Origin of the sequence: Motilibacter rhizosphaerae, assembly GCF_004216915.1 — a bacterium.
Lineage (GTDB): Bacteria > Actinomycetota > Actinomycetes > Motilibacterales > Motilibacteraceae > Motilibacter > Motilibacter rhizosphaerae.
In genome coordinates this window covers 1052947-1077803 of sequence record NZ_SGXD01000001.1, presented here as the reverse complement: position 1 = coordinate 1077803, position 24857 = coordinate 1052947, and the positions used below count along the sequence as shown (strand labels likewise).

The window sequence follows — 24857 nt, the reverse complement described above, 5'->3', positions numbered from 1 at the left end:
TTCGACGAACTCGTCCAGGCATGGGCGGGTGGCAGAGCGTGAGACAGTCCCGAGGATGGTCGTGCCCCCGCAGCCCGAAGAGCCGGAGCTCCTGGCGGAGGAGATCCACCGCGCCGGGGAGTCGCTGGCCGTGCTCTGGCTGCGCCAGTACGACACCAGCGACCAGCGGGTCTCGCCGTCCCAGATGCGCGCCCTGCTCGTCGTGCAGCGCCAGGGGCGCGTGACGATGACCGAGCTGGCCGAGGAGCTCGACGCCATGGTGTCGTCGGCGAGCCGGCTCACCGACCGCCTCGTGTCCGCGGGCTACGTGGTCCGGGCGGCGGACGCGGCGCGCCCGCGCGTGGTGCTCCTCGAGCTCACCCCTGACGGCCGGCGCCTGCTCGACGAGCACGCGGCGCGCCGGCGCCGGACCCTCGTGGCCGCACTCGCGCAGATGACTCCAGCCGAGCGACGGGCGCTGCGCCAGGGGCTGGGCGCTCTGGACGCGGCGCTGGGCGCCCCTCGTCCCGAGGGCTCGCGCGCCGCGCAGGAGGGCTGACACCCGCGCAGTCTGCCATGGAGGGGGCAGCCGGCCGCTAGCCTGCGCGCCGTGATCGAGATCGCCCGCCTGTCCGTGCGCTCCACCGCCCGCCCCGAGCAGTTGTACGCGCGGTGGGCCGACGTGGAGACCCACCCCGACTGGGCGCCCGGCATGGAGTACCTGCGGCTCGAGGCCCCGATCGCGAAGGGCGTCCGCGGGGTGTGCCGGGCCCGCGGCCGCGACGAGCAGGTCTTCGTCATCACGGACCTCGTGCCGGGGACCACCTTCGAGGACAGCCTGGTGCTCGACGGGGCCCACCTCCGGGTCCGGCACGAGGCCCTCCCGGTGGACGGCGGCAGCGAGGTCACGCTGCACGCGGTCATCACCGGTCCGGAGGCGCCGGCGCGCGCCGCGGAGTTCGAGGGGCTGGCCGAGGCGCTCGAGGGCGACCTGCTCCGGCTCGTCGCGCTGGTCGAGGGGCGTACGACGACTTAAGCAGGTGGCTTCCCTATCGGCTACGGTGACGCCTGTGGTCGAGGACGCCGGTGCGGGCAGTGCGGCTCCGCTCCGGCTGCCGGCGCAGTGGCGCTGGCCGCTGGGCAACGGGAGCCGCGGCGCGTCCTCCGCGGCCCGCCGGACGAGCGCCGTCGCCGTCGCGGACCTGCGCGGCCGCAACGCCGCCGCGGTCCTCGGTGCGGTCCGTGCGGCGGGTGAGCCGTCGCGCGTGGCCGCGCTCGCCGAGCAGACCGCGCTGTCCCGCCCGACGATCGAGGTCCTCGTCGACGACCTCAAGGCCGTGGGGCTGCTCGCCGAGCTGCCCCCGCTGAGCTCGGTCGGGCGACCCGCCCGCCGCTTCGTCTTCGCGCCCGCCGCCGCGTACGTCGTCGGCGTGGACGTGCGCGCCGGCTCCGTCGGTGCCTGCGTCGCCGACCTCGACGGGGAGCTCGTCTCGGTGCAGCGCAAGCGGGTCCGGCGCGACCTGCGGGGCAAGGTGCGGGCCGCGGCGACGGTCGACGTCGTCCGCCGCGCGCTCGCTGGCGCGCCGGAGGAGCGGCCCGTCCTGGCCGCGGCGCTCGGCACACCGGGGTGGGTGCAGGACGACCGGCGGGTGCGCTACGTCGACAACCTGCGCGACTGGGCGGAGGTCGACGTGGCGGGGATGCTCGAGGACGAGCTCGGCTGCCCCGTGGCCCTGGACAACGACGCGAACCTCGCTGCCGTGGGCGAGCAGTGGCGCGGCGTGGGCCAGGGTGTCGACGACCTCATGTTCGTCCTGCTCGGCGAGCGCGTGGGGGCCGGCATCATCGCCGGCGGGCGCCCGCTGCACGGCCACCACGGCGCCGCCGGGGAGATCGGCTTCATGGTCTACCCCGACGGCAGCCGGCTGACGGCACGCACGATCGGCGAAGGCCGCAAGGCGCGCCCGGGCGTGGACCCGTCCAACTTCTACAGCGCCGCCGACGTGGTGGAGGCAGCCGCGCGCGGGGACCGCGAGGCGCGCACCACCCTCCGCTCGGTCGGTACGCGGTTGGCCCACGCGCTCGCGCCGACGCTGCTCGCGCTCGACCCGGCGATGGTAGTGCTGGGCAGCAGCCTGTTCGGCCACGAGGACAGCGCCTTCGCGCGGGAGCACGTCATCGGCGCGGCGGTCGAGGAGTCGCGCGCCCTGCTCGTGGACCCGCCGGAGTGGGCCGTGTCCTCGCTCGGCGACGACGCCGTGCTCCGCGGCGCCACCCGCTTCGCCCTCACCGCCGTGGAGGAGGTCCTCGGCTCGGAGCCGCTGGCGCTGTTCTCCTCGTGAGGCGCTCCTACCGCACGACCTCCACGTGGTCGACCGTCACCCAGCAGTAGCTCGACGCGGGGGAGCTCTCGCCGAGCACGGTGAGCAGCATCCGGTGCTCGCCCGGCTCGAGCAGCGGCGACTCCCAGAGGAGCGAGGCGGGGATGCGGCGCTCGGCGTACTCGTCGACGACCACGGCGGGGCCCCCGTCGACGCCCACCGACAGCCGGCCGTGGTTCTGCGCGCGCACGCCGAAGAGCCGGATCCGTCGGCCGGTGAAGCGGAACCGCGCGGTGTCACCGGGGATGCTGCTGAAGGAGTCGGCGCCGTCGGCTTCGACGTTGCCGAAGGCGTGGATCCAGGTGCCCTTGTAGTCGAACTCGAAGGACCTGCTGCCGCGCACGAAGTTCTGCACGCGGACGACACCACCGCTCTCCACCACACCGCCCGCCGGGACCACGGAGACCGCACCTCCCGGGGCGACCGGCTGCGGGAGCAGGCGGGCGGCCTCTCCCTGCAGGAAGGCGAGGTGAGCGGCGGCGATCTTGGCGCGGGCGCCGGCGTACGCGTTGTGCCGCAGCACGTCCGTGAGGTCCGTGACCGTGGCGGTGAGCTCGCGCGCCGAGGTGGCGACGATCCCGCTGCTGCGATGGATCTCCTCGGTCGCCAGCACCTGCTGGCGCACGGTCCCGCGGATCACCCGCTGGTGCTCGTCCACGTCGCCCAGCACCGTCGTCACCCTCGTCAGCAGGTCCACGACCTCGTCGGCTGCCTGCTTGATGCTCGCGATGGTGTCCGCGACCTGCCGCGTCGCGGAGGCGGTCTGCCCCGCGAGGTCCTTCACCTCGTTGGCGACGGTCGTGAAGGTACGGCTGGACGCCAAGTCGCGCCCCGCCTCGATGGTGGCGTTGAGCGCGAGGATGTGCGTGCGTCGTGCGACGGCACCGATGAGGGACGCCGCCTGCTCGATCGCCGCAGTCCCCTCCTGCAGCCGCTTGATGCGCCCGTCGGCCTGCTGCACGAGCGCCGCCCCGGTGGCCGTCACTCCCGCCGCGCCCTCCGCGTTGCGCTCGATCTCCGCGACCGTCGCCGACATCTCCGCGATGGCGGCTGCCACCAGCTCGACGCTGGCCGCGAGGTCGTCGGCGGACGAGGCCGCGGCGATCGCGCCCGTCACGCTCGTCTCGGACTCCTGCAGCATCTCCGTCCCGACGGCCAGCACCTCGCGCCACTCGGCCTCGAGCGCGACGACGTGCTGCGCGACCAGCGGCAGGGTGCCCTCGGGTGGTGCGGCCCCCTCGGGCGGGGCGAGCGGGAGCAGGCGGCGGCGGGGCATGGGGACCTCCAGCGGCATCGGGGTGTCATGACGGATGGGTACGGGCTGCGCCCCGCCAGGCGTCGGGGACGCCCCACCCCGTGCGGTCCCACGCCCCGAGGGCGGCACCGACCACGCCGACGTCGTCACCGATCGCGCTGGGCACCACCGGTGGGGGCCGGCGCCAGGCGAGGCGGGCGGCGGTCGCGGCGCGTACGGGGGTCAGCAGGCGCTCGCCGGCGCGGGCGAGGCCGCCGCCGAGCACGACGACGGCCGGGTCGAGCAGCAGCGTCGCGGATGCCAGCGCTCCCCCCAGCACCTCGCACGCCTCGTTCCAGACGTGCCGCGCAGCGGGCTCGCACGCCAGCCGCGCCACGACCTCCTCGGCGCTCGCCACGGGACGGCCGACGGCCGAGGCGTAGCGCCGGGTGACCGCGGAGGCGGAGGCGTAGACCTCGACGCACCCGCGCTGGCCGCACGTGCACTGCTCGCCGTCGGGGCGGGCCTGCAGGTGGCCGAGCTCGGCGGCCATCCCCGCCGCACCCGGCAGCGGACGGCCACCGACGACCACGGAGGCCCCGACCCCCGTCCCGAGCATGACGAGCAGGAGCACCTCGTCGTCCGCGCTCCCCCGCGCGGCGGCCTCGGCCCGACCGGCTGCGCTGACGTCCTGCTGCACGCTGGCCGGCAGCCCGCACCGCTCCTCGACGAGCCCGGCGAGGGGGACGTCGCGCCAGCCGAGGTTCGCCGCGTAGCGCACCGTCCCCGACGCGGCATCGACGAGACCGGGGGCGGCGAGCCCGACCGCCCGGGTGTCCGGGGCGGCCAGGTGGCGGACGAGCTCCAGTGCCGCGTCGAGCGCCGCCCCGCCGGTCCCGCTCGGGACCACCGCCCGCTGCAGGCTCGCGCCCCGGGCGGAGAACCGCGCCCCCTTGATCGAGGTCCCCCCAACGTCGAGGGCGACCACCGACCCGGCCGGCGCCGCGGTCACGCGGCCCCGGCGAGGTGGGACGGGACCACGCCGGTCGCCATCATCGTCAGCAGCTCGTCGCGCGGCAGCTGCGCGGGGAGCCCGCGCCAGAGCACCGTGCCCCGGTGCATGACGAGGAGGCGGTCGGCCAGGGCGTAGAGCTCCTCGAGGTCGTCGGTCACGACCGCGAGGGCCGCCCCGGCCTCGGCCTCGGCGTGCAGCAGCCGGTGGATCTGCGCCTTCGTCCCGACGTCGACGCCGGCGGTCGGCTGGTCGACGACGAGGACGTCGGGACGCGAGGCGAGTGCCTTGCCCAGCAGCACCTTCTGCTGGTTGCCGCCGCTGAGCGCGCCAGCCGGCAGGTCCGTACGCGCCGGGTGCACCTCGAGCTCCTCGACGAGCTGCCGGGCCAGCCCGTCGACCCGGGAGCGGGGGACGGCGAGCGGGCCGCCGAGCCGTCGCTGCAGGGCCATGAGCACGAGGTTGTCGCCGACGGGACTGCGCAGGCTGAGCCCCTGGTGCTTGCGGTCCTCGGGCACGAGGGCCACGCCCTGCCCGACCGCGCCGCGCGGACCACCGCCCGCCAGGCGGGCGCCGCGCAGGGTCACCACGCCCTCGTCCGCAGCGTCCACGCCGGTGAGCAGCCGCGCCAGCCGCGTCCGGCCGGAGCCGACGAGCCCTGCCACGCCGAGGATCTCGCCCTGGCGCAGCTGGCAGTCCACGCCGCGCAGCCTGCTGCCGACGCGGGCTCGCGCGGCCTCCAGCACCACGCGGTGCCCGTCGTCCGCGCGGGACGCGTGCGCCCCGAGGGTGCTGCGCAGCTCCTCCCCGAGCATGAGCTCGGCCATCTCTCCCACCGGGAGGCCGGCGGTGGGGGCCGAGCGCACCACCACGCCTCCGCGCAGCACGCTCAGCCAGTCGGTGACCTGCCGCACCTCCTCGAGGAAGTGCGAGATGAACACGATCCCCACGCCCTCGTCGGAGAGGCGGCGCATGGTCGTGAAGAGCCACTCCCGCTCCCGCTCGGACAGCCGCGCGGTGGGCTCGTCCATGACGAGCACGCTCGCGCGCTGGCCGAGCGCCTTCGCGATCTCGATCCGCTGCATCAGGGCGGGCCCGAGCTCGCGCACCGGGGTCGCCAGTGGCACCCCCACGTCGATCCCCGCAGCCGCCACCACGTCCTCCGCCGCACGGCGGGTCGCTCCCGCGCTGTACGCGACGCGGCCCGCCTCCTGCCCCAGCACGAGGTTCTCGGCGACGGACATGCTCGGCACCAGGCTGAACTCCTGGTGGATGACGGCGATGCCCTCGCGGCGCGACTCCCTGGGCGTCCGCAGCGCGACCGGTGCACCGTCGACGAGGACCCGGCCCCCGTGATCCGCGTGGATGCCGGCGAGGACCTTGACGAGCGTGGACTTGCCGGCGCCGTTCTGCCCGATGAGCCCGTGGATCTGGCCGCGGCGGACGGCGAGGCTGACGTCGTCCAGGACGACGGTGCTGCCGAACTGCTTGGTGAGGTGCTCGACCTCGAGCCGGACGTCGCTCGTCATGCCGCTCAGCCGCTCCACTCGGACGGGTCGGCGTCGACGTCGGCCTTCGTCACGACGGGGAGCGCGATGTTCGCCTCAGGGGCCACGACCTGGTCCTTGTGGCCGGAGATCCAGGCGCAGGCGTACGCCGCGCCGATCGTCCCCTCGAGCCGCGGGCTCTGGTTCACCGTCCCGTAGAGCGCACCGCTGCGGATCGCGTCCTCGACCTGCTTCGAGTAGTCGCCTGCGATGAAGGTGATGTCGTCCCGGCCGTGCTGGCGCGCGTAGTTCGCCCCGACGTACATCTGCGGCCCCTGCGCGATGACGGCGTCGAGCTTGCCCTTGGGGTACTTCGACAGCAGGTCCTGCGTCACCGCGAGGTTCTTGCTGTTGTCGAACTCGTCTACCGGCTTGGCGATGATCGCGTACTGCGGCTTGTCCTTGATGACGTCCTGGAGGCCCTTGAGCCGCTGCACCTGCGGCGTCCCACCCAGCGGGCCGAGGATGACGGCGATCTTCCCGCCCTGCGGCAGGGCCTTGAGGAGCAGCTGCCCGAGCGAGACGCCGTACTCGTAGTCCGAGGCCCCGACGTAGGTCACCGCCCCTGCCGCGGGGTCCAGGGGAGCGTTGAGCGCCAGCACCGGGATCCCGGACTTCTGCGCCGCCTTCACGGCCCCCACCGGCGCGGTGGGGCTGGAGGAGGTCACGAGCAGCGCGTCGACGCGCTGCGCGGCGAGCGTGCCGATGTTGTTGACCAGGGTGGCGTTGTCGAGGTTCCCGTTGAGCACCGTGGGCTTCATCCCCAGCCGCTCGGCCTCCTTCTTGAACGCGTCGTCCATCGCGGCCAGGAACGGGATCGTCGTCGAGATGTTCGACAGTCCGATCTTCTTGCCGCTGCAGGTCCCCGCGGGGAGGTCCGGGTTCGCTGCCTGCGCCGCCTGCGCTGTCGCCGCGCTGCTGCCGCTGGCGGCGGGCGCGCTGGACCCGCTGGCCACCGGCGCACCGGAGCTGGCTGCCGTGCTCGTCGCCGTACTACCGCTGCACGCGGCGAGGCTGCTGACGAGGGCGGCGCACGCCGTGAGACCGACGAGGCGGGCGTGGGAGGACGTGGGGATCACCGGAGCTCCTGCGAAGTGGTGGGAAGGGAGGTGGTGGGGACGGGGGTCGAGGTGGAGCGGTGCGGAGCGCCTGCTGCTGAGGCGGTACGCGGTGCCGCGGTCCGCCGGACGGAGCCGCGGAGCTGCTTGTTGTACTGCTCGAGCACGACGGCGACGAGGATGACGACGCCGGTCACCGTGGGCTGCCAGTACGGCGAGACGTTCAGCTGGTTGAGGCCGTTGGCGATGACGCCGAGGAAGAGCGTGGCGGCGAGGACGTCGGGGATCCGGCCCGTACCTCCCGTCAGGGCGATGCCGCCCACGACGCAGATGGCGATCGCCTGCAGCGGCCAGCTCGATGCGGCGCTCGGCTGCCCGACCGAGGTCTGGCCCAGGAGGAGCAGCCCCGCGACCGAGGCGAACAGCCCGCCAAGGCTGAACGCGAGGATGCGCACGGCCTGCACGGGGACTCCGGAGAGGTGGCTCGCCTCCTCGTTGCCGCCCACGCTGTAGACGTAGTGGCCGTAGCGCGTCCGCGTCATGAAGTACCAGACCAGCGCCAGGCACAGCAGGAAGACGAGGAACACGACGGGGACGCCGGCGACCCGGTCGGAGGCGGCCGACGCCAGCACGTGCACCTCCGCGGGCTTCGACTCCGCCCCAGTAGCGACGAACAGCAGGCCGGAGACGATGCTCGCCATGGCGAACGTCGCCACGAAGGCGTTGATGCGGACGCGGGCGATGAGCAGGCCGTTGACCAGCCCGATGGCGGCGCCGAGGAGGACGCCGCTGACGATGGCCGCTCCGGCGCCCCACCGGGAGGAGACGACGGCCGCGAGGACGGAGGCGCTCACGCCGACGGCGCCGACGGAGAGGTCGAAGCCGCCGGAGATCATCATGACGGCCATGCCGCAGGCGACGATGCCGAGGATGCTGTTCTGCTCCAGGATGTTCTGCAGGTTGATCGGCTGGCGGAAGGTGCTCGACGCCGCCGCGAGGGCCAGGGTGACCGCGGCGAAGACGACCCACAGGCCGTAGCGCCGGAGGTGGTCCACCCGGAGTCGCGACAGGCCGGCAGGAGACGACGGGGTGGCGCTCATGCGGGGATCTCCTTGCTCTGCAGGTCGACGACGTCGCCGGTGGCGGCGGACTCGAGGGCGCCGAGGGCGACGCGGGTCGCGCGCCAGCCCTCCTCCAGCGGCACGGGGGGCGGGGCGCCGTCCTCGATCGCGCCGACCCAGTCGGCGAGCATCGCGGCGTCGATCCCCGGGTCGTAGGGCAGGTGCGCCACGCGCCCGCCGGGTGAGGTGAGCACCGCGTGGCGCGCGAAGGCGTCGACGAGCACGCGGCCACCCTCGAACCACAGCTGCATCTCGAAGTCCACTCCCCCGGCCATGCCCTGCGGCCGCGACCAGCCCGGGTCGATCGACGCCCAGGCGCCGTCGGTCGTCGTCACGACGACCTGGGCCACCTCCTCGACCCGGGAGTCCGCGTGCAGCCGGCCCGCCTCGGCGAAGACGTCGGCGTACTCGCAGCCGGTGATGAAGCGGAGTGCGTCGGCGAGGTGGACGACGTGGTCGACGATCGCCCCTCCGCCGGACAGCTGCGGGTCGGCGAAGAACCCGCCCGGCGCCGGAGCGTGGTTGACGCCGCTCATCGCCAGCAGGCCGCCGAGGCTGCCGCTCCGGAAGGCGCGTCGTGCCTGGCGCACGGCGGGGGCGTAGCGGACCGGGAAGGCGACCGAGGCCCAGGCATCGAGCGCGCGCAGCTCGTCGCTCGAGACCGCGTCCACGCCCAGCGGCTTCTCGCACAGGATCCGGCACCCCCGCTCGGCGGCGACGCGGGCGAGGCCCGCGTAGCGCGCGTGCTCGGCGGTGATGACGACCGCGTCGACGGACTCGCACAGCGACTCCGCAGTGGCGAACACCTCCAGCCCGTGGGCGTCCGCGAAGCGCCGCGACCGCTCGGGCTGCTCGTCGTGGAGGCCGAGGACGCGCACCCGCGGAGCGAGGCGGCGCAGCTCGGCGACGTACGTCGCGGCGTGGACGTGGGCGCAGCCCAGCAGGCCGACGGTGGTCATCGGGCCGCCGCGTACGCCGTGGGGACGGACTCGCTCACGACGGGCCGCCCCAGCGTGATGCTGCGCTCCGCCGCCTCGACGGTGAGCAGTGCAGCGTACCCGTCCTCGACCGTGGCCCGCGGCGGTCGGCCTCCGCGGAACCACTCGAGCGCCGCGGCCAGCTCGAGCCGGAAGGGGTCGTCGAGCTCCTCGGCGGCCTCGGGCATGTAGCCCGCGACGTCACCGTCGCGGAGCGCGAGCACGAAGCCGGCGCCAGCAGAACCGCTGGTGCGGAGGAGGCCCTCGCTCCCCACGAGCTCGAGGCTGGTGCTGAAGGACTCGTTGCGCCAGCTGGCGTCGATGTAGGAGATGACGTCACTGGCGTGCCGCAGCGTGATGGCGACGACCTCGCCCCCTCCGGAGCCCGCTCGCTTCGCGTGCACCCGGGCGACCGGCCCGAAGGCCCAGAGGCACCAGTCGATGTCGTGGATCGCCATGTCCAGCAGGGCGCCGCCGCTGCGGGTGAAGTCGGCGTACCAGCGGTGGTGGGACGCGGGCGGCGCGTTGAGCCGCGCGAGCCGAGCCGCGGCCACGGGGCCGAGGATCCCGTCGAGGTGCGCCTGGCGGGCCGCGGCGTACTCCGGGAAGTAGCGCACGACGTGCCCGACGGCGACCTTGCTCCCCCGGGCAGCCGCGCGTCGGGCGAGCTCGCCCGCCTCTGCAGCCGTCCGCGCCAGCGGCTTCTCGCAGAACACCGAGAGCCCTGCGTCGAGCGCGGCCAGGACGACGGGTGCGTGCGTGTCCGTCGGGGTCGCCACCACCACGGCGTCCACCGCGCCAGGGTCGAGCGCACCGTGCAGGTCGCACTCGTCCGCGCCGAGCTCGACGGCGAGGGCCTTGGCCTCGGGGGCGAGGCTCCGGTCGTGCACGCGCACCAGCCGCGCCCCCGGGATCGAGCGCAGGCTGCGCATGTGCAGCTGGCCCAGCCCCCCGGCGCCGACGACGCTCACTCGCAGCTGTCTCACGTGGTTCGTCCTCGTTCCGCAACGCAGTTGGTTTATGAAAGGGAAGGTAGGGACGAGACCAGAGACTGTCAAGGGTTCCAGGGGGGAGGCCCTCTTCCGCTTCATCGCCTGCGGCGTTGACACCTGGCGGAACCGCCCCTAGCGTCACTAACGCAACCGTTCTACGGAAGGAGCCAGGTGGAGATCGCTGTCGTCGCTGACGAGCAGGGCGTGGGCCGGAGCGCGGCGGACGTGCTCGAGGAGGCCCTGCGCCACGGGTGCCGGCGACTCGGCCTCGCCACCGGGTCCTCGCCGCTCGCGACCTACGCCGAGCTGGTGCGCCGGCACCGGGAGGGGCTGTCCTTCGCCGAGGTGGACGCGTACCTCCTCGACGAGTACGTCGGGCTCGCACCCGGTCACCCCGAGTCCTACGCCCGGGTCATCCGCCGGGAGCTCACCGACGCCATCGACATCGACCCCGCTCGGGTGCACGGACCTGACGGCACGGCTCGCGACCCGCGGGAAGCGGCCGCCGCGTACGAGTCGCTGCTGGGCGCGGTCGGAGGTGTCGATGTGCAGCTCCTCGGCATCGGCACCAACGGCCACATCGGCTTCAACGAGCCGGGCTCCTCGCTGGGGTCGCGCACCAGGGTCAAGACGCTGACGCTGCAGACGCGTCTCGACAACGCGCGCTTCTTCGCGAGCCTCGGGAAGGTCCCCGTGCACGTCATCACGCAGGGGCTCGCGACGATCAGCTCCGCCGGCCACCTGCTCCTCGTGGCCTCCGGCGCGCACAAGGCGGCGGCGGTCGCTGCCGCCCTCGAGGGACCCGTCACTGCCTCGTGCCCCGCCAGCGTGCTGCAGCTGCACCCGCACGTCACCGTCGTCCTCGACGAGGCGGCGGCGCGGCTGCTCACCCGGCTCGACGACTACCGTCAAGCCCTCCTGGCGAAGCCCCGCGGCTGGGGCTGGTAGCCCTCAGAGAACGGGTAGCCCTCAGAACGCCGTGACGACCGCGATCCCCGGCTGCCGGCCCACGTCCCGCAGCGCCTGCGCGGCGTCCGCCAGGGCCAGCTCCCGGGTGACGAGGAGGTCGGGGCGCAGCCGCCCCGCGGCGACGAGGCCGAGCATCCCGTCGTACGCGTGGGCCGCCATCCCGTGGCTGCCCAGCACCTCGAGCTCGAGCGCGATGACGCGCTCCATGGGCACCACGGCGCGCCCGGCGCCCGGCGGCAGCAGGCCCACCTGCACGTGCCTGCCGCGCGGGCGCAGCGAGCGGACCGACGCCTCGCAGGTGCCGGGCGAGCCCAGCGCGTCGAGGGAGACCGCCGCTCCCCCACGCGTCGCCTCGACCACGGCGTCGGCGGTGCCGCCGACAGCCCCGACGGCCCGCGCGTCGACGCCGACCTCCGCTCCGAAGCTGCGGGCCAGCTCCAGCGCCCCCGGGCTCACGTCCACGGCCACGACACGGGCACCGGCCGCGACGGCGACCTGCACCGCGGAGAGCCCCACGCCGCCACAGCCGTGCACCGCGACCCACTCGCCGGGGCGTACGCGCCCGACCTGCACGACCGCGCGGTACGCCGTGGCGAAGCGGCAGCCGAGGCTCGCCGCGGTCGCGGACGGCAGCCCGTCGGGCAGCCGCACGAGGTTGACGTCGGCCGCGTCGAGGGCGACGAGCTCGGCGAACGACCCCCAGTGGGTGAAGCCCGGCTGCGTCTGGTGCGGGCACACCTGGTGCTCACCGGCGGCGCACAGGGCGCACCGCCCGCACGCGCAGACGAAGGGGACCGTCACGCGGTCCCCCTCCCGCCAGCGGCGGACGTCGCGCCCCACGGCCGCGACGGTGCCCGCGAGCTCGTGGCCGGGCACGTGCGGGAGTCGCACGTCGGGGTCGTGGCCCTGCCAGGCGTGCCAGTCGCTCCGGCAGACCCCCGTCGCCTCCACGCGGACGACGACCCCGTCCGGGGCGGGAGCGGGGTCCCAGACGTCGTGGACCTCGAGGGGCCCGGCGTACGCCTCGAAGACGAGCGCCCTCACGGCGCCAGCCGCTGGTCGGCGGCGCTGCTGTGCTCGGCCACGACGGCTCCTGCTGCTGGACGGCGCGAGCTGCCCACCCTAGCCAGCGGCGCCGGGCGCGGACCTGCCGGCAGCGGCCCCGGTAGCGTGCGCCGGGTGCGGATCCTCTCGCTGAACGCCTGGGGCGGTGCGCGGTGGGAGCAGCTCGCCGCCTGGCTGCCGACCACCGGCGCGGACGTGGTGTGCCTGCAGGAGGTGACGCGGACGCCGGGGCTCGCGGGCTGGACGGCCTTCACCGACGGCGAGCACCACCTCCCCCAGCGCGCCGATCTCGTCGAGGACGTGAGCCGGCTGCTGCCGGGGCACCACGCGGAGTTCGTCGCCTGCGACTCGGGACCGGTCCGGGACGCCGAGGGGCGGCGGTGGCGGCAGGAGTTCGGGCTCGGGACCTGGACCTCGGCGCGGCTGCCGTTGCTGTCGACCGCGTCGCGCTTCGTGCACGGGGACCTCCTCGACCACGACGAGTGGCCGACGGGTGGGCGTCCGCGCGCCGCCCTGGCCGTACGGGTCGCCGCCCCGCGCCCGCTGCTCGTCGTGCAGCTGCACGGCCTGCGTGACCCGGCGGGCAAGCAGGACACCCCGGAGCGCCGTGCGCAGGCGGAGCGGCTCGCCGCCTTCGTCCAGGACGCCCGCCGCCCTGACGACCTCGTCGTCGTCTGCGGCGACCTGAACCTCCTGCCCAGCAGCGAGACCTTCGCCGTCCTCGCGGAGGTCGGGCTCACCGACCTCGTGGGCGAGGCCGACACGCGGACCGCGCACTACCCCAGGCCCGTACGCCACGCGAGCTACCTGCTCGTGTCCGAACCCGCAGCGGTGCAGGACTTCCGTGTCGTGGCCGAGCCGATCGTGTCCGACCACTGCGCGCTCGTGCTGGACATCTGAGCGTGCAGACGGCAGCAGGGCCGCCCCCGAGGGGACGGCCCTGCTGGACGTGCAGGTCCTAGATGGCTGCGCCTCCGCGCGGGCCCACGACGAACTTGCACACGAGGATGATGACGGCGCCCACGATGATCGCGCCGATGCCGAAACCCACCAGGTGGGTGAAGAACCCGATGATGCCGAGGATGAAGAGGATGACGCCGACGATGTAGAGCAGGGTGACCATGGGGGGACCTTTCGTTGAGGCGCGCCTGTCATGCGCGACCGTTCGGCTCCGTCGCGGGGGGGGGGACGACGGAGGTGGGACTAGTAGGTGCGGCGCTCCTCGACGACCGTCCGCGGCGCGGGGTCGACGACGTCGCGCTCGACCACCGGGGCCGCGTAGCGGCGGCGCGGCGCGAACAGCGCGAACTCGAGCACCAGCCCGAGGACCCCCGCAGCAGCGAGGATCCAGCCGACGACCTGGAGGTCGAGCCCGCTGACCGTCGCGTGCACGGCCAGCGCGATGATGAGTCCCGCAGCGATCAGCAGGACGCTGACTCCGATGCCCATGAGGTTCCTCCGATGTCGTCATTGGCAGGCACGACGACGGATACCCGTCGCTGATCATCCGTACACCGGCCAATCGAGTGACGGCTCGAGCGCTGAGGGTGAAGGGGCCGCGACCGGGAGCCGGACGCTCAGCACGGTCCCCGAGGGGTGGTTCGGCCCGACCGCCGCGCTCCCCCCGTGCTGCGCCGCGGTCTGCGCGACGATCGCCAGGCCGAGCCCCGAGCCCGGCATGCCCCGTGCCGCCGGCGCGCGGTAGAACCGGTCGAAGACGTACGGCCGGTCGGCCTCGTCGATCCCCGGCCCGGTGTCCGCGACCTGCAGAGTGCACGAGGACGTGCCCTCCAGCAGCAGGTCCACGTCGACCCGCGCCCCCCCTGGGCTCCACTTCACGGCGTTGTCGAGGACGTTGACCACCATCCGCTCCAGCTCCGCCGGCCGCCCCAGGACCACGACCGGCAGCAGGCTGGCGCGTACGGTCACGCCCGAGGCGCGTGCCCGGACCCGCGCGACGGCCGCGGAGACGACGTCGGCGAGGTCGACCCGCTCGACCGCCTCGCGCGCACCCTCCTCCCGGGCGAGCTCCACCAGCTCACCGGTCAGCGTCGTGAGCTCCAAGACCTGCGAGTCGAGGTCCTGCAGCAGCTGCAGGCGTTCTTCGGGCGGCAGCCGGTGCGCGAGCTCGGGCTTGCGCTCCATCTCCAGGAGGAGCTCGATGTTCGTGCGCAGGCTCGTCAACGGCGTCCGGAGCTCGTGGCCGGCATCCTCGACGAGCGCGCGCTGGTCACGGCGCGAGGAGTCCACGGCCGCGAGCAGGGTGTTGACCGCCCTGCCCAGCCGACCCACCTCGTCCTCGCCGAGCAGGCCCACCGGCTGCGAGAGGTCCATCGTCCGCGCCAGGTCCATCGTCTGCGTGGAGGACTCCACCGCCTCGGTGAGCCGCTGGACCGGCACCAGGCCGGCGCGCGCGACGGCCCGGCCGAGCAGGGCGCTCCCGCCGATGCCCACGACGCTGGCGCCCAGGAGGAGCAGGCCGAGGGTCGTCCGCGTCCGGTCCACCGGCCCCTCGTCCATGGCGACCTGGACCGCGCCCCCGCCGCTGGCCGGCACCGTGAGGACGAGGTAGACGTCGGAGCCGATCGTCACGTGCTGCTCCGCGCGTCCGGTGCCGTCGGAGGCCACCTGCCGTGCCGACGCCGTCACCGGCAGCCCCTCGGGCGACGCCCCCCTGACCGTGCCGTCCGGCGCCAGGATCTGCCAGCGGCTGCCGAAGTCGGTGGCACGACGGCCGGGTCCTCGACCGCGCCCGCGGAAGGCCGCGGGCGGCACCCACTCCTGCGGCTGCGCGGCGATCGCCCGCGCCTCGGCGCTCAGCTGCGACTCCACCTGGTGGTCCAGGGCCTCGCCGACGAAGGCCCACGCCAGCCCGGCGAGCGAGAGGACCGCGACCGCGACGGCGCTCGCCGTCAGCAGCGCCAGCCGCGTCCGCAGCGGCCGCCGCCGCCACCAGCCCCGGACGCCCCTCGTCACAGCGGGTCCTCGCGCAGCACGAACCCGACGCCGCGCACCGTGTGGAGCAGCCGTGGTTCCCCGCCGAGCTCGAGCTTCCGGCGCAGGTAGCCGACGTAGACGTGCAGGCTGTTCGAGGACTCGCCGAAGTCGTACCCCCACACCTGCTCGAAGAGCACCGTGCGCGAGAGCACGTGCCGCGGGTGGCGCAGGAACACCTCGAGGATCGCGAACTCCGTGCGCGTCAGCCGGACCAGCCTGTCCCCGCGCCAGACCTCGTGGGTGCGGCCGTCGAGGCGCAGGTCGCCGAAGACCAGCTCGAGGCTGCTCTGCTCGACCTGGGCGGTGATGCCGGAGCGGCGCAGCAGGGCGCGCAGCCGCGCCTGCAGCTCCTGCAGGGCGAAGGGCTTGACGAGGTAGTCGTCGGCGCCGGCGTCGAGGCCCGCGACCCGGTCGCCGACGCTGTCGCGCGCGGTGAGCATGAGCACCGGCACCTGGAGTCCCTGCGCGCGCAGCTGCCGGCACGTCTCCAGGCCGTCGAGCCGGGGCATCCGGACGTCGAGGACCACGCCGTCGGGCTCTCCGCCACGGACGGCGGCGAGCGCCTCCACCCCGTCGGTGGCGGTGTCGATGTCGTACCCGTCGAAGCGGAGCGTACGGGCCAGCGACCCGCGGACCGCCTCGTCGTCGTCGACCACGAGGATGCGCATGCCACTGACGGTGGCAGCGCTTCCACGACGCTCCCTGTGCGCCAGCCGTGAGCCGGCTGTGAGTTCCCCGGGCGCCCGGGGTTCACAGGGTCGCGACAGGTCCCTCGCAGGATCGCACCAGGGTCCGGGCGCAGTCTCCAAGGCAGGGACACGACGGAGGACGACATGAGCGACGACATGCACGGCAGCAGCGACAGCAGCGAGATCAATGGCGGTCAGCAGCAGCGCGGGCCGGAGTTCCACTGGCCGCCGACCGCGGGGCACGCCGCTGCGGCGGCACCTGCTGCTGGAGCGGTGGAGTCCGTACGCCGCAGGCTCTCGGGCCGCAGGGTCTCCCGCCGCACGACGACGTCGCTCGCCGCCGTGACGGTCCTGGCGCTCGGCGCCGGCGCCGGAGTCGTGGGCTACGAGGTCACGACGGGTCCGTCGGCTGCTGCCTCGTCGACGGCTGCTCCGTCGCCGGTCGCGCCGACCCGCTGGGGCTACGGCTCCGGCGGACCGCAGGACCGGTCCCCCTGGGGCACAGGCTGGGCGCCCTCCGGCAGCAGCGGCAGCACGGGCAGCAGCGGCGGCGGGGCGACGGGCTCCACCTCGAGCGGCACGAGGTCGAGCGGCACGGCGTCGTCCGCCGGCGCCGACGGGCCGAGCGACGCCGCCAGCATCGCGGCGAAGGCCGACTCCTTCGTCGTCGACGTCGTGTCGACGCTGAACGGCGGCGAGGCGGCGGGCACCGGGATCGTCCTCACGTCCACGGGGGAGATCCTCACGAACAACCACGTCATCGAGGGCGCCACGTCGATCAGCGTGCGGGACGTCGCCAACGGCAGGAGCTACGCCGCCACCGTCGTGGGCTACGACAGGACGGAGGACGTGGCGGTCCTCCAGCTGAAGGGCGCGAGCGGCCTCGCGACGGCGCCCATCGCCTCCGGCACGACCACCACGGGCACGAAGGTCGTGGCGGTCGGCAACGCCGGCGGCACCGGCGGGACACCGAGCTACGCCGGCGGCGCCATCGTCGCGACGGGGCAGACGATCACCGCCAGCGACGAGGACGGCGGGAACCCCGAGACGCTCACCTCGCTGCTCGAGACCGACGCCGCCATCCAGGCCGGGGACTCGGGCGGGCCGCTGGTGGACACGGCGGGTCGGGTGGTCGGGATGGACACCGCCGCCAGCGCGAGCGGCGGGTACGCCACCGCGGCGTACACCTCGACGACGCAGGGCTACGCGATCCCGATCGCGAACGCGCTCACGATCGCCCGGGCCATCGTCGCGGGACAGGGCTCCTCCACGATCCACATCGGGGCGACCGCCGCGCTCGGGGTCTACGTGGAGCCGACGACCAGCAGCTTCGGCTCGCGCTCCGCCTTCGGGTCGGGGGTGGCGCAGATCCCGACCTCGGGCGTCGTCGTCGCGGGTGTGGCCTCGGGCAGCGGTGCAGCGAAGGCGGGTCTCGCCGCCGGCGACACCATCGAGTCCGTCGCGGGCGTGCAGGTGGCGACGTCCTCGGCGCTGACGCAGGAGATGACGCGGCTGGAGGCCGGCAGCTCGGTCATGGTGCGCTACCTCGACGCCGACGGCACGGCGCACAGCGTGCGGGTGGCCCTCGGGACGGGGACGCCGCAGTAGGCGCTCAGCCGCACGCAGCAGGAGACGAGTCGGGGGGGTGGGCATCAGCCCACCCCCCGAGTTCGTGCGTCGTACGAACAATTCCTGCGCCGCACGAGCATCGACGTGTTACCGGTTCGTGACTTGTCCTCGTCGCAGCGCGGGCGTACGTTCTCGCAGCAGCCGGACGGATCCGGTTCCCCGCCGCGAGAACGCGGCCCCCCTTGAGATGGAGGAGGAGTTCGCGGCGTGCGAACGTGTTACCGTTCACACGCTGTTCCCGCTCTCCCGCCGGGTGCCGGTCCACCCGCCTCGGCGTCGGACCACGTCGAACGGAACAGGCTTCACCGATGAACTCTGGCTCTCGACTCCGCCACGCGCTGCTGAGCGTCGGCGCGGCTCTCGCCCTCGCGGCGGCCGCCCTCGTCGGCTCCGTCAGCACCGCGGGCTCGGCCCTCGCGGCCTCCCTGCCCTGCGACATCTACGCCAGCGGCGGCACTCCGTGCGTCGCCGCGCACAGCCTCACCCGCGCGCTCTTCGCGTCCTACACCGGCCCGCTCTACCAGGTGCAGCGCTCGACGGACGGCGCGACGTCGAACGTCGGACTCCTCTCGGCGGGCGGGTACGCCAACGCCGCCGCGCAGGACTTGTTCTGCTCCGGCGCGGTGTGCCGCGTCATCAGGATCTACGACCAGACCAGCCGGCACAACGACCTCACCGTCGAGGGGCCGGGCGGGAACGGTGCCCAGGACTACGCCGCCAACGCCGCAGCCCTCCCGGTCACGGCGGGCGGCCACAAGGTCTACGGCCTCTACGTCTCCGCCGGCGTGGGCTACCGCGACAACGCCACCAGCGGTGTGGCCACCGGGTCCCAGCCCGAGGGCATGTACATGGTCACCGCCGGCCAGCACTACAACGACCGCTGCTGCTTCGACTACGGCAACGCCGAGACGTCCGGGAACGACACGGGCAACGGGCACATGGATGCCATCAACTTCAGCAACGAGTGCTGGTTCTCCTGCCCGCAGACCAGCGGGCCGATGGTGCAGGGCGACCTGGAGAACGGCCTCTTCCAGGGCGGCAACGGCTCCTGGTCCGCGAACACCGGGCGCAGCAGCACCTTCGTGACCGCGATGCTGAAGGACAACGGCACCACGACGTACGCGATCAAGGACGGCAACGCCCAGTCCGGCTCGCTCACCACCCGCTACAGCGGTGCCCTGCCGAGCACGGGCGGCTACACCCCGATGCACCTCGAGGGCTCGATCGTCCTCGGCACCGGTGGCGACAACAGCAACGGGTCGGTGGGGTCGTTCTTCGAGGGGGTCATGACCGCGGGCTACCCGAGCGACGCGACGGAGAGCGCGGTGCAGGCGAACATCGTGTCGGTCGGGTACGCGACCTCGACGACGTTCCCGGTGGCGGGCACGAAGTACCGCATCACCAACGTCAACAGCGGCAAGGTCCTCGACGCCGTCAACTGCGGCACCGCCAACGGGACGCGGCTCGACCTCTGGAGCTCGTTGGGCAACACCTGCCAGCAGTGGACCTTCAGCGCCAGCAGCGAGGGCACGTGGACCGTCACGAACGTCAACAGCGGGAAGGTGCTCGACGCGGTGAACTGCGGGCAGGCCGACGGGACCGAGGCCGACCTGTGGTCCGCGCTCGGCAACACCTGCCAGAGGTGGGACGTCGTCCCTGCGGGGAACGGGCGGTACATGCTCGTCGTGCGCAACAGCGGCATGGTCCTCGACGCGGCGAACTGCGGCACGGCCAACGGCACGGACGTCCGGCTGTGGCAGTGGCTGGACAACACCTGCCAGGAGTGGACGATCGCCCCCTGACCGACGTCGCCAGCACCACCCGGAGCCCGGCGTCCCCCCGAGGGGCGCCGGGCTCCGCGGTTCCCTGACGAGCCCTTGACGGGCCGGATGTGAGCGATAACACTGAAGCGGGCCGGCCCCTGGCTGCACCCCCGTCTCCAGGGGCCGGCCCCTCCAGTCCCCGTGGTGATCCACATGCTCCTGTCCCTCATGCCCCGCTCCGGGCGGCCGATGGGCGGACGTGGTCCGGTGGGCAGCGCCAGGCGCCCTCGCGCTGCTCCTCGTCGCCCTGCAGCCGCAGGGGCTGGTCGGGGGCACCGCGTACGTCGCCTGCTTCCTCGCGCTCGTGCTGGCAGCCTGGCGCGCGGCGCTGCGGCCGTCGGCACGTACGCGGCTGCCCTGGGTCTGCCTCGCAGCAGCGCAGACCGCGTGGTTCGCCGGAGACGTCGTCTACGACCTCATCGAGCTCGGCGGCAGCTCCCCGTCGCTCTCGCCGGCGGACGCGCTGTGGCTCGCGGGCTACCCCCTGCTCCTCGTCACCGCGGTCGTCATCGTGCGGTACCGCGCCCCCGCGCAGGCCCGCGCCGGCATCCTCGACGGGCTGATCCTCACGACCGCCGCGGCGATGGTGCTCTGGCTCGTCGTCGTGGCCCCCGTCATCACCGGCATCGACCTGGCCGACGTCCTCACCGTGCTCTACCCGCTCGGCGACGTCGCGCTCCTCGCCGGCACGCTGTTCCTCACGCTGACGCCCGGGCGCCGGGGCACCCCGACGCTGCTGCTGCTCGGGGGGACGGGCCTGACCCTGGCGTCCGACACCGCCGTCAGCGTGCTCGCGGACGCGCCGGAGTCCGTCCTGTCGCGCTTCGACTGCCTGTTCCTCCTGGCGAACGCCGCCGTCGTCGGGGCTGCCCGCCACCCGTCCCGCGACACGGACCTGCTGGGGCCGGTCGTCGCGCGGGACGAGCGCCTGCACCCGGCGCGCGTCGTCTTCCTCGGCGCGGCGCTGCTCGCCGGCCCGACGGTGCTCGCGGCCCGCGGCTCGCTCGCCCTCGAGCAGCGCGTCGTGCTCGCCGTCGGGTCCACCGTGACCGTCGCGCTCGCCCTCGCCCGCTTCACCTCCGCCGTGCACGAGCAGGCCCGCGCCCACGCCCAGCTCGCGCACCTCGCCGCCCACGACGGGCTCACCGGGCTGGCGAACCGGCGCGCGCTCACCGACGCCCTCGAGGAGCGCCTCGCCACCGGCGCCCTCGTGCTCTACCTGGACCTCGACGGCTTCAAGGCCGTCAACGACCGCTACGGCCACGCCGCCGGCGACGCCGTGCTGGTCGAGGTCGCCGAGCGGCTGCGCTCGCTCGTGCGCCCCGACGACGTCGTCGCCCGGCTCGGCGGCGACGAGTTCGTCGTCGTCTGCCCCGGGTCGGCCGACGGCGAGGAGCTCGCCGAGCGGGTGCGCAGCGCGCTCGGGGAACCGGTCGCGTACCTCTCGCACGCGCTCGTCGTCGGCGCCAGCACCGGCGTGGCCGTCACCCGCCCGGGCGACGACGTGGACGGGCTGCTCCGGCGCGCGGACGCCGAGATGTACGCCGCGAAGCGCGCCCCCGTCCCCGCGCCCCCGTCGCTGGCCTGCTGAGCGCCTGAGCGGTCCGGTCCCGTCCTCGGGCGGGTCGGCGCAGGAGCGGAGGGGGTCGCCGAATACGATCGATCACCTCGTCGCCCGTCCCGGGAGCACCGCGCGGCACCCCGCCGGCCCGAGGACGACGAGCAGGAGGGAGGTCGACGCCGGGATGAGGGCCCACCCCGTCAGCGGCTGGGCCGGCGCCGCCGGTCGCCGGCTAGTGCTCCGACGCATCCGGCGCAAGGGCGTCGACCTGTCGAACTTCTCGTTCGCGTTCCTGCCGGGGACCGCCCGCTTCCCGCTGCAGCGCACGGGCACGGACCCCGTCCCGCGCCTCGCCGAGGTGCGCGCCGCGGACCCCGTCCACCGGCTGCAGCTGCCCTTCGACTTCCCGGTGCACCTGGTGAGCGACCACGCCCTCGCCCGCGAGGTGCTCGCCGACCACGAGGGCTACAGCAACGACATCCGTCACCTGTTCGGTGCGAGCGACACCGTGAGCGCGGACGACGTCGGCGGCCTCGGCTTCACCGACCCGCCGCTGCACACCCGGCTGCGCCGCATCGTCACCCCCGAGTTCACGCGACGCCGGCTGCTCCGCCTGCAGCCCGCGATCGAGGAGGTCGTGACCCGCCGGCTCGACGCGCTCGAGGCGGCCGGCCCGGGAGCGGACCTCGCGCGCGAGGTGTCGTTCCCGGTGCCGTTCACCACCATCTGCGAGCTGCTCGGCCTGCAGTACGAGGACCGCGACGCCTTCTCCCGCTTCGGCGGCCAGCGCTTCGACGCGACGGTCGGGTCAGCCGCCTTCGGTGCGGTCTCGGCGCAGCGCCAGGTGCTGCTCGAGGCCATCGTGCGCCAGCGCAAGGACCCCGGCGCCGGGCTCATCGGCGAGATCATCCGCAACGAGGGCGACACCATCACCGACGTCGACCTCGCGGGGCTGGCGGACGGCATCTTCACCGGCGGCTACGAGACGACCGCGGGGATGATCTCGCTGGGCGTCATCGTGCTGCTGCGCGACCCGGCGCACGCCGAGCTGGTCCGCTCCGGCACGCCCGAGCAGGTCGACCGCGTGGTCGAGGAGCTGCTGCGCTACCTCTCCGTCGTGCAGGTCGCGTTCCCGCGCTTCGCCAAGCGCGACACTGACCTCGGCGGCCACCGCGTACGCGCCGGTGACGCGGTCCTCGTCTCGCTCAGCGGCGCCAACCGCGACCCCGCCTCGGCCGGGGCGGACCCCGACGGCTTCGACCCCTTCCGCATCCCGACGAGCGGCCACCTGGCCTTCGGGCACGGCGCGCACCGCTGCATCGGTGCCGAGCTCGCGCGGATGGAGCTGCGCACGGTGCTACCCGCGCTGCTGCGCCGGTTCCCGCACCTGGCGCTCGCGGTCCCGCAGGAGGAGCTCGCGTTCCGCCGGATGTCGTTCGTCTACGGCGTCGGCGAGCTGCCCGTCACCTGGTAGCGCCCAGCGGCACCCGTGCCGCCGGCGCCCACGGGCCGCCGAGGTAGTGCCACACGGCGACCGCGCTGCCCTCCGCCGTCTCCGGCAGGACCATGCCGCGCAGCTCGTCCAAGGTCGCGCGGGCGACCGCCGGGTCGACCTTGTTCTGCACGGTGACGTGCGCGCGCAGCAGAGCGGCGTCCTGGCGGGTGAGCCACGGCGTCCACCGGCGCTGCAGCTCACGGTGCCACGCAGCGAGCTCCTGGCTGCGGAGGCCGACAGCGACACCGCGCCCGAGGCTGACGGGCCCGGTCACCTCCAGCGGCAGCACCTCCGGGGCGGTCTCCCGCAGGTCGTCGAGCACCTCCGCCAGCAGCTCGCCCGGCAGGGCGTGGAACAGCGTGAGGTGCGCGCCTACGACGAGGCGGTCGGCCGGGAACCACCGGCGGCGCAGGCCGTCCAGCAGCTCCTGGACCGGGTCGGCCAGCTCGAGGGTGACGACGAGGGGCTCCCTCCCGGCGGTGCTCACTCGTCGCGGGTCCTCGGTCGCCACTGGTTGGCCCGCTCCCCGCGCGCCGCACTGGCCACGGTCTGCTCGACACGGGCGGCCCGGGTGGGGGCGGTCCGCGCCGAGGTGACCCACTCGAGGATCGCCCGGCGGGCGGAGCGGGGGAAGCCCTGCCAGTGCTCCCGGGCTGCGGGCACCGCGTCCAGCGCCGCGACCAGGTCCGGTGGCTCCAGCAGCTCCTCGACGTCGTCGAGGGCGGTCCACGTGCCCGACGCCTGCGCGGCGGCCACCACGGCGAGGCCCTCGGGCCGCATCAGCCCCGCTTCCAGCAGCCGCTCGACCCGCTGCTTGTTCAGCCGCGACCACCGGCTCCCGGGCCCGCGCGGCGTGACGAGGCGCGCGGAGCGGTGCTCGTCGATGATCCGCGGCCGCGAGTCGATCCAGCCCGCGGCGAGGGCCTCCTCCACGACGTCGTCGTAGGGGACGTGCGGCCCGCCCGACTGGCGCTTCCACGTGACCACCCAGACGCCCCGGCTGGTCGGGCCGTGCTCGCCGAGCCAGGCACGCCACTGCTCCCTGCTCTCGACGAGCAGGTCGGGGAGGTCCACGGCATCACCTGTCCAGCGTCGCGCGGCGGTCTCCGCAGCCTAGGGGCCCCGGCTCCGCCCCGCACGCTCGTGGACCGGTCACGCTCTGCAACGTTGGAGGGATCTCTTCCCCCGTCCTGGTGGCCGCGCATAGGGTGCGCACGGCGCGCACGTGAAAGCGCCCTCACGACAACAGAGAGGTCTGTCGTATGGCCCACCCCCGACACGCGCGCCGGAGGCGCGCAGCGCTGCTCGCGCTCGCGACCGCGGCGTCCGCGGCCGCTGCGGTCGCCCCCTCCACGGTCGCGGAGGCTGCCCCGCCCGCCGCGAGCAGGAGCGCCGTGGTCTCCGGCAGCGCACGCTTCGAGGTGCTCTCCCCGACGCTCGTGCGCACGGAGTACGCCGGCGATGCGAAGTTCGTGGACGCAGCGACGTTCAACGCGATCGGGCGGGACACGTTCCGCAGCCCGGCGTTCACGACGACCACGCAGGACGGCTGGCTCGTCCTCGACACCGGCGCGCTGACGCTGCGCTACAAGGTCGACTCGGGCGCGTTCACCGACCAGAACCTCGTCGTCCGGCTGAAGGCGGGCCCGCAGCAGGTCGAGGGCCACCCCTGGTCCGGCCACACCACGGCCGTCTGCGGCTTCGGGGTCCTCTGCGAGGGCGAGGACCTGACCCTGCAGGGCTTCGGCACGGCGACGGACCACACCGGGTTCACCGGCACCGGGTTCGCGGCCGGGTTCGAGGGCCAGGGCAACTCCCTGTCGTTCCAGGTGACGCCCCCGGCCGCAGGCAACTACGTGCTGGATCTGCGCTACGCCAACGGGCTCTCCACGGCGCGCACCCTGACGCTGAGCGTCGACGGGAGCTCCGCGCGGCAGGTGCCGCTGCCCCCCACTGGCGGGTGGGACTCGTGGTCCGTGCTCCCGTTCGACCTGCAGCTGGCGGCCGGCCCCCACACGGTGACGCTCGCGCACACGGCGGCGGACACCGGGCAGCTCAACGTCGACAGCCTCGCCGTGCTGCCGACCGGCGCGTCCTACCCGGAGCCCGTGTCGCTGTGCACCTTCGGCGCGCTGTGCGAGGCCGAGTCCCTCGGGCTGCACGGCCGCATGCACCTCGCCACGGACCACGCCGGCTACACCGGCAAGGGCTTCGCGGCCGGCTTCGAGGGCGTCGGTGACGACATCACGTTCTCCGTCGACGCCGCGGCGGCCGGCGACTACCAGCTGACCGCTCGCTACGCACGGGGCTTCAGCGGCCGCCGGTGAC

General features: G+C 74.4%; 24 protein-coding genes. 10 read left to right on the top strand and 14 right to left on the bottom strand.

Annotation, left to right across the window (positions count from 1 at the left end; translation table 11 throughout):
• Positions 1–61: 61 nt before the first annotated feature.
• The 3 genes from EV189_RS04865 to EV189_RS04855 are packed head-to-tail and all read left to right on the top strand — an operon-like array spanning position 62 to position 2321.
• Entirely contained in the window at positions 62–538 is a 477-nt protein-coding gene (locus EV189_RS04865) for a MarR family winged helix-turn-helix transcriptional regulator (RefSeq protein ID WP_165400135.1), read from the top strand.
• A 51-nt stretch (positions 539–589) separates the two neighbouring features.
• Positions 590–1015 (top strand): SRPBCC family protein, encoded by a 426-nt coding sequence (locus tag EV189_RS04860; RefSeq protein WP_165400134.1) that lies wholly within the window; start codon positions 590–592, stop codon positions 1013–1015.
• 34 nt (positions 1016–1049) lie between these two features.
• Positions 1050–2321, top strand: coding sequence for an ROK family protein (locus EV189_RS04855; RefSeq protein ID WP_165400133.1), 1272 nt, complete (start codon positions 1050–1052; stop codon positions 2319–2321).
• 7 nt (positions 2322–2328) lie between these two features.
• On the opposite strand, the gene EV189_RS04850 is transcribed toward EV189_RS04855, so the two are convergent.
• From EV189_RS04850 to EV189_RS04820, 7 genes are read right to left on the bottom strand one after another with little or no spacing between them, the layout of a single operon-like run.
• Entirely contained in the window at positions 2329–3636 is a 1308-nt protein-coding gene (locus EV189_RS04850) for a methyl-accepting chemotaxis protein (RefSeq protein WP_130491762.1), read from the bottom strand.
• A 25-nt stretch (positions 3637–3661) separates the two neighbouring features.
• Entirely contained in the window at positions 3662–4606 is a 945-nt protein-coding gene (locus tag EV189_RS04845) for an ROK family protein (RefSeq protein ID WP_130491761.1), read from the bottom strand.
• Positions 4603–6135, bottom strand: a complete 1533-nt coding sequence (locus tag EV189_RS04840; RefSeq protein WP_130491760.1) for a sugar ABC transporter ATP-binding protein — start codon at positions 6133–6135, stop codon at positions 4603–4605. The genes EV189_RS04845 and EV189_RS04840 overlap by 4 nt, the downstream gene beginning before the upstream one ends.
• 5 nt (positions 6136–6140) lie before the next feature.
• Entirely contained in the window at positions 6141–7232 is a 1092-nt protein-coding gene (locus tag EV189_RS04835) for a sugar ABC transporter substrate-binding protein (RefSeq protein ID WP_130491759.1), read from the bottom strand.
• A complete protein-coding gene (locus EV189_RS04830; RefSeq protein ID WP_130491758.1) occupies positions 7229–8311 on the bottom strand; it encodes an ABC transporter permease in 1083 nt (360 codons plus the stop codon). The genes EV189_RS04835 and EV189_RS04830 overlap by 4 nt, the downstream gene beginning before the upstream one ends.
• Entirely contained in the window at positions 8308–9291 is a 984-nt protein-coding gene (locus EV189_RS04825; protein WP_130491757.1) for a Gfo/Idh/MocA family protein, read from the bottom strand. The genes EV189_RS04830 and EV189_RS04825 overlap by 4 nt, the downstream gene beginning before the upstream one ends.
• On the bottom strand, positions 9288–10295 hold the full coding sequence (locus EV189_RS04820; protein WP_165400132.1) for a Gfo/Idh/MocA family protein: 1008 nt from the start codon (positions 10293–10295) through the stop codon (positions 9288–9290). Before EV189_RS04820 ends, EV189_RS04825 begins: the two co-directional genes overlap by 4 nt.
• 177 nt (positions 10296–10472) lie before the next feature.
• Between EV189_RS04820 and EV189_RS04815 the strand changes: the two genes are divergently transcribed.
• Positions 10473–11249: a glucosamine-6-phosphate deaminase gene (locus EV189_RS04815; RefSeq protein ID WP_130491755.1), complete on the top strand. Its 777-nt coding sequence runs from the start codon at positions 10473–10475 to the stop codon at positions 11247–11249.
• Positions 11250–11270: 21 nt separating this feature from the next.
• Here EV189_RS04815 and EV189_RS04810 read toward each other — a convergent pair whose 3' ends face one another.
• Positions 11271–12314 (bottom strand): alcohol dehydrogenase catalytic domain-containing protein, encoded by a 1044-nt coding sequence (locus tag EV189_RS04810; RefSeq protein WP_130491754.1) that lies wholly within the window; start codon positions 12312–12314, stop codon positions 11271–11273.
• A 135-nt stretch (positions 12315–12449) separates the two neighbouring features.
• Here EV189_RS04810 and EV189_RS04805 point away from each other — a divergent pair, with 135 nt between their 5' ends.
• A complete protein-coding gene (locus EV189_RS04805; RefSeq protein WP_130491753.1) occupies positions 12450–13235 on the top strand; it encodes an endonuclease/exonuclease/phosphatase family protein in 786 nt (261 codons plus the stop codon).
• 58 nt (positions 13236–13293) lie between these two features.
• Here EV189_RS04805 and EV189_RS20050 read toward each other — a convergent pair whose 3' ends face one another.
• The 4 genes from EV189_RS20050 to EV189_RS04790 form a co-directional block, all read right to left on the bottom strand.
• Positions 13294–13458 carry a hypothetical protein gene (locus EV189_RS20050; RefSeq protein WP_165400131.1) on the bottom strand — a complete coding sequence of 55 codons (165 nt, stop codon included), beginning with the start codon at positions 13456–13458 and terminating at the stop codon, positions 13294–13296.
• An 80-nt stretch (positions 13459–13538) separates the two neighbouring features.
• Positions 13539–13784 (bottom strand): DUF6458 family protein, encoded by a 246-nt coding sequence (locus EV189_RS04800; protein WP_130491752.1) that lies wholly within the window; start codon positions 13782–13784, stop codon positions 13539–13541.
• Between the two features lie 54 nt (positions 13785–13838).
• Positions 13839–15311: a HAMP domain-containing sensor histidine kinase gene (locus tag EV189_RS04795; RefSeq protein WP_130491751.1), complete on the bottom strand. Its 1473-nt coding sequence runs from the start codon at positions 15309–15311 to the stop codon at positions 13839–13841.
• The gene (locus EV189_RS04790; protein ID WP_130491750.1) at positions 15308–16000 is read right to left on the bottom strand and encodes a response regulator transcription factor; all 693 of its coding nucleotides are present in this window, start codon (positions 15998–16000) and stop codon (positions 15308–15310) included. Before EV189_RS04790 ends, EV189_RS04795 begins: the two co-directional genes overlap by 4 nt.
• A 165-nt stretch (positions 16001–16165) precedes the next feature.
• Between EV189_RS04790 and EV189_RS04785 the strand changes: the two genes are divergently transcribed.
• The 4 genes from EV189_RS04785 to EV189_RS04770 all read left to right on the top strand — a co-directional run bounded on the left by EV189_RS04785 (position 16166) and on the right by EV189_RS04770 (position 22508).
• Positions 16166–17629: a S1C family serine protease gene (locus EV189_RS04785; RefSeq protein WP_130491749.1), complete on the top strand. Its 1464-nt coding sequence runs from the start codon at positions 16166–16168 to the stop codon at positions 17627–17629.
• 329 nt (positions 17630–17958) lie between these two features.
• Positions 17959–19452, top strand: a complete 1494-nt coding sequence (locus EV189_RS04780; protein ID WP_130491748.1) for an arabinofuranosidase catalytic domain-containing protein — start codon at positions 17959–17961, stop codon at positions 19450–19452.
• A 220-nt stretch (positions 19453–19672) separates the two neighbouring features.
• Positions 19673–21064, top strand: coding sequence for a GGDEF domain-containing protein (locus tag EV189_RS20945; RefSeq protein WP_130491747.1), 1392 nt, complete (start codon positions 19673–19675; stop codon positions 21062–21064).
• A 205-nt stretch (positions 21065–21269) separates the two neighbouring features.
• Positions 21270–22508, top strand: a complete 1239-nt coding sequence (locus EV189_RS04770) for a cytochrome P450 (RefSeq protein WP_231116061.1) — start codon at positions 21270–21272, stop codon at positions 22506–22508.
• Here EV189_RS04770 and EV189_RS04765 read toward each other — a convergent pair.
• Positions 22498–23016: a 2'-5' RNA ligase family protein gene (locus tag EV189_RS04765; protein ID WP_130491745.1), complete on the bottom strand. Its 519-nt coding sequence runs from the start codon at positions 23014–23016 to the stop codon at positions 22498–22500. The two genes, EV189_RS04770 and EV189_RS04765, sit on opposite strands and share 11 nt — an antisense overlap.
• Entirely contained in the window at positions 23013–23603 is a 591-nt protein-coding gene (locus EV189_RS04760) for a YdeI/OmpD-associated family protein (RefSeq protein ID WP_130491744.1), read from the bottom strand. The genes EV189_RS04765 and EV189_RS04760 overlap by 4 nt, the downstream gene beginning before the upstream one ends.
• Before the next feature lie 188 nt (positions 23604–23791).
• Here EV189_RS04760 and EV189_RS04755 point away from each other — a divergent pair, with 188 nt between their 5' ends.
• On the top strand, positions 23792–24856 hold the full coding sequence (locus EV189_RS04755; RefSeq protein WP_130491743.1) for a CBM35 domain-containing protein: 1065 nt from the start codon (positions 23792–23794) through the stop codon (positions 24854–24856).
• Position 24857 lies beyond the last annotated feature (1 nt).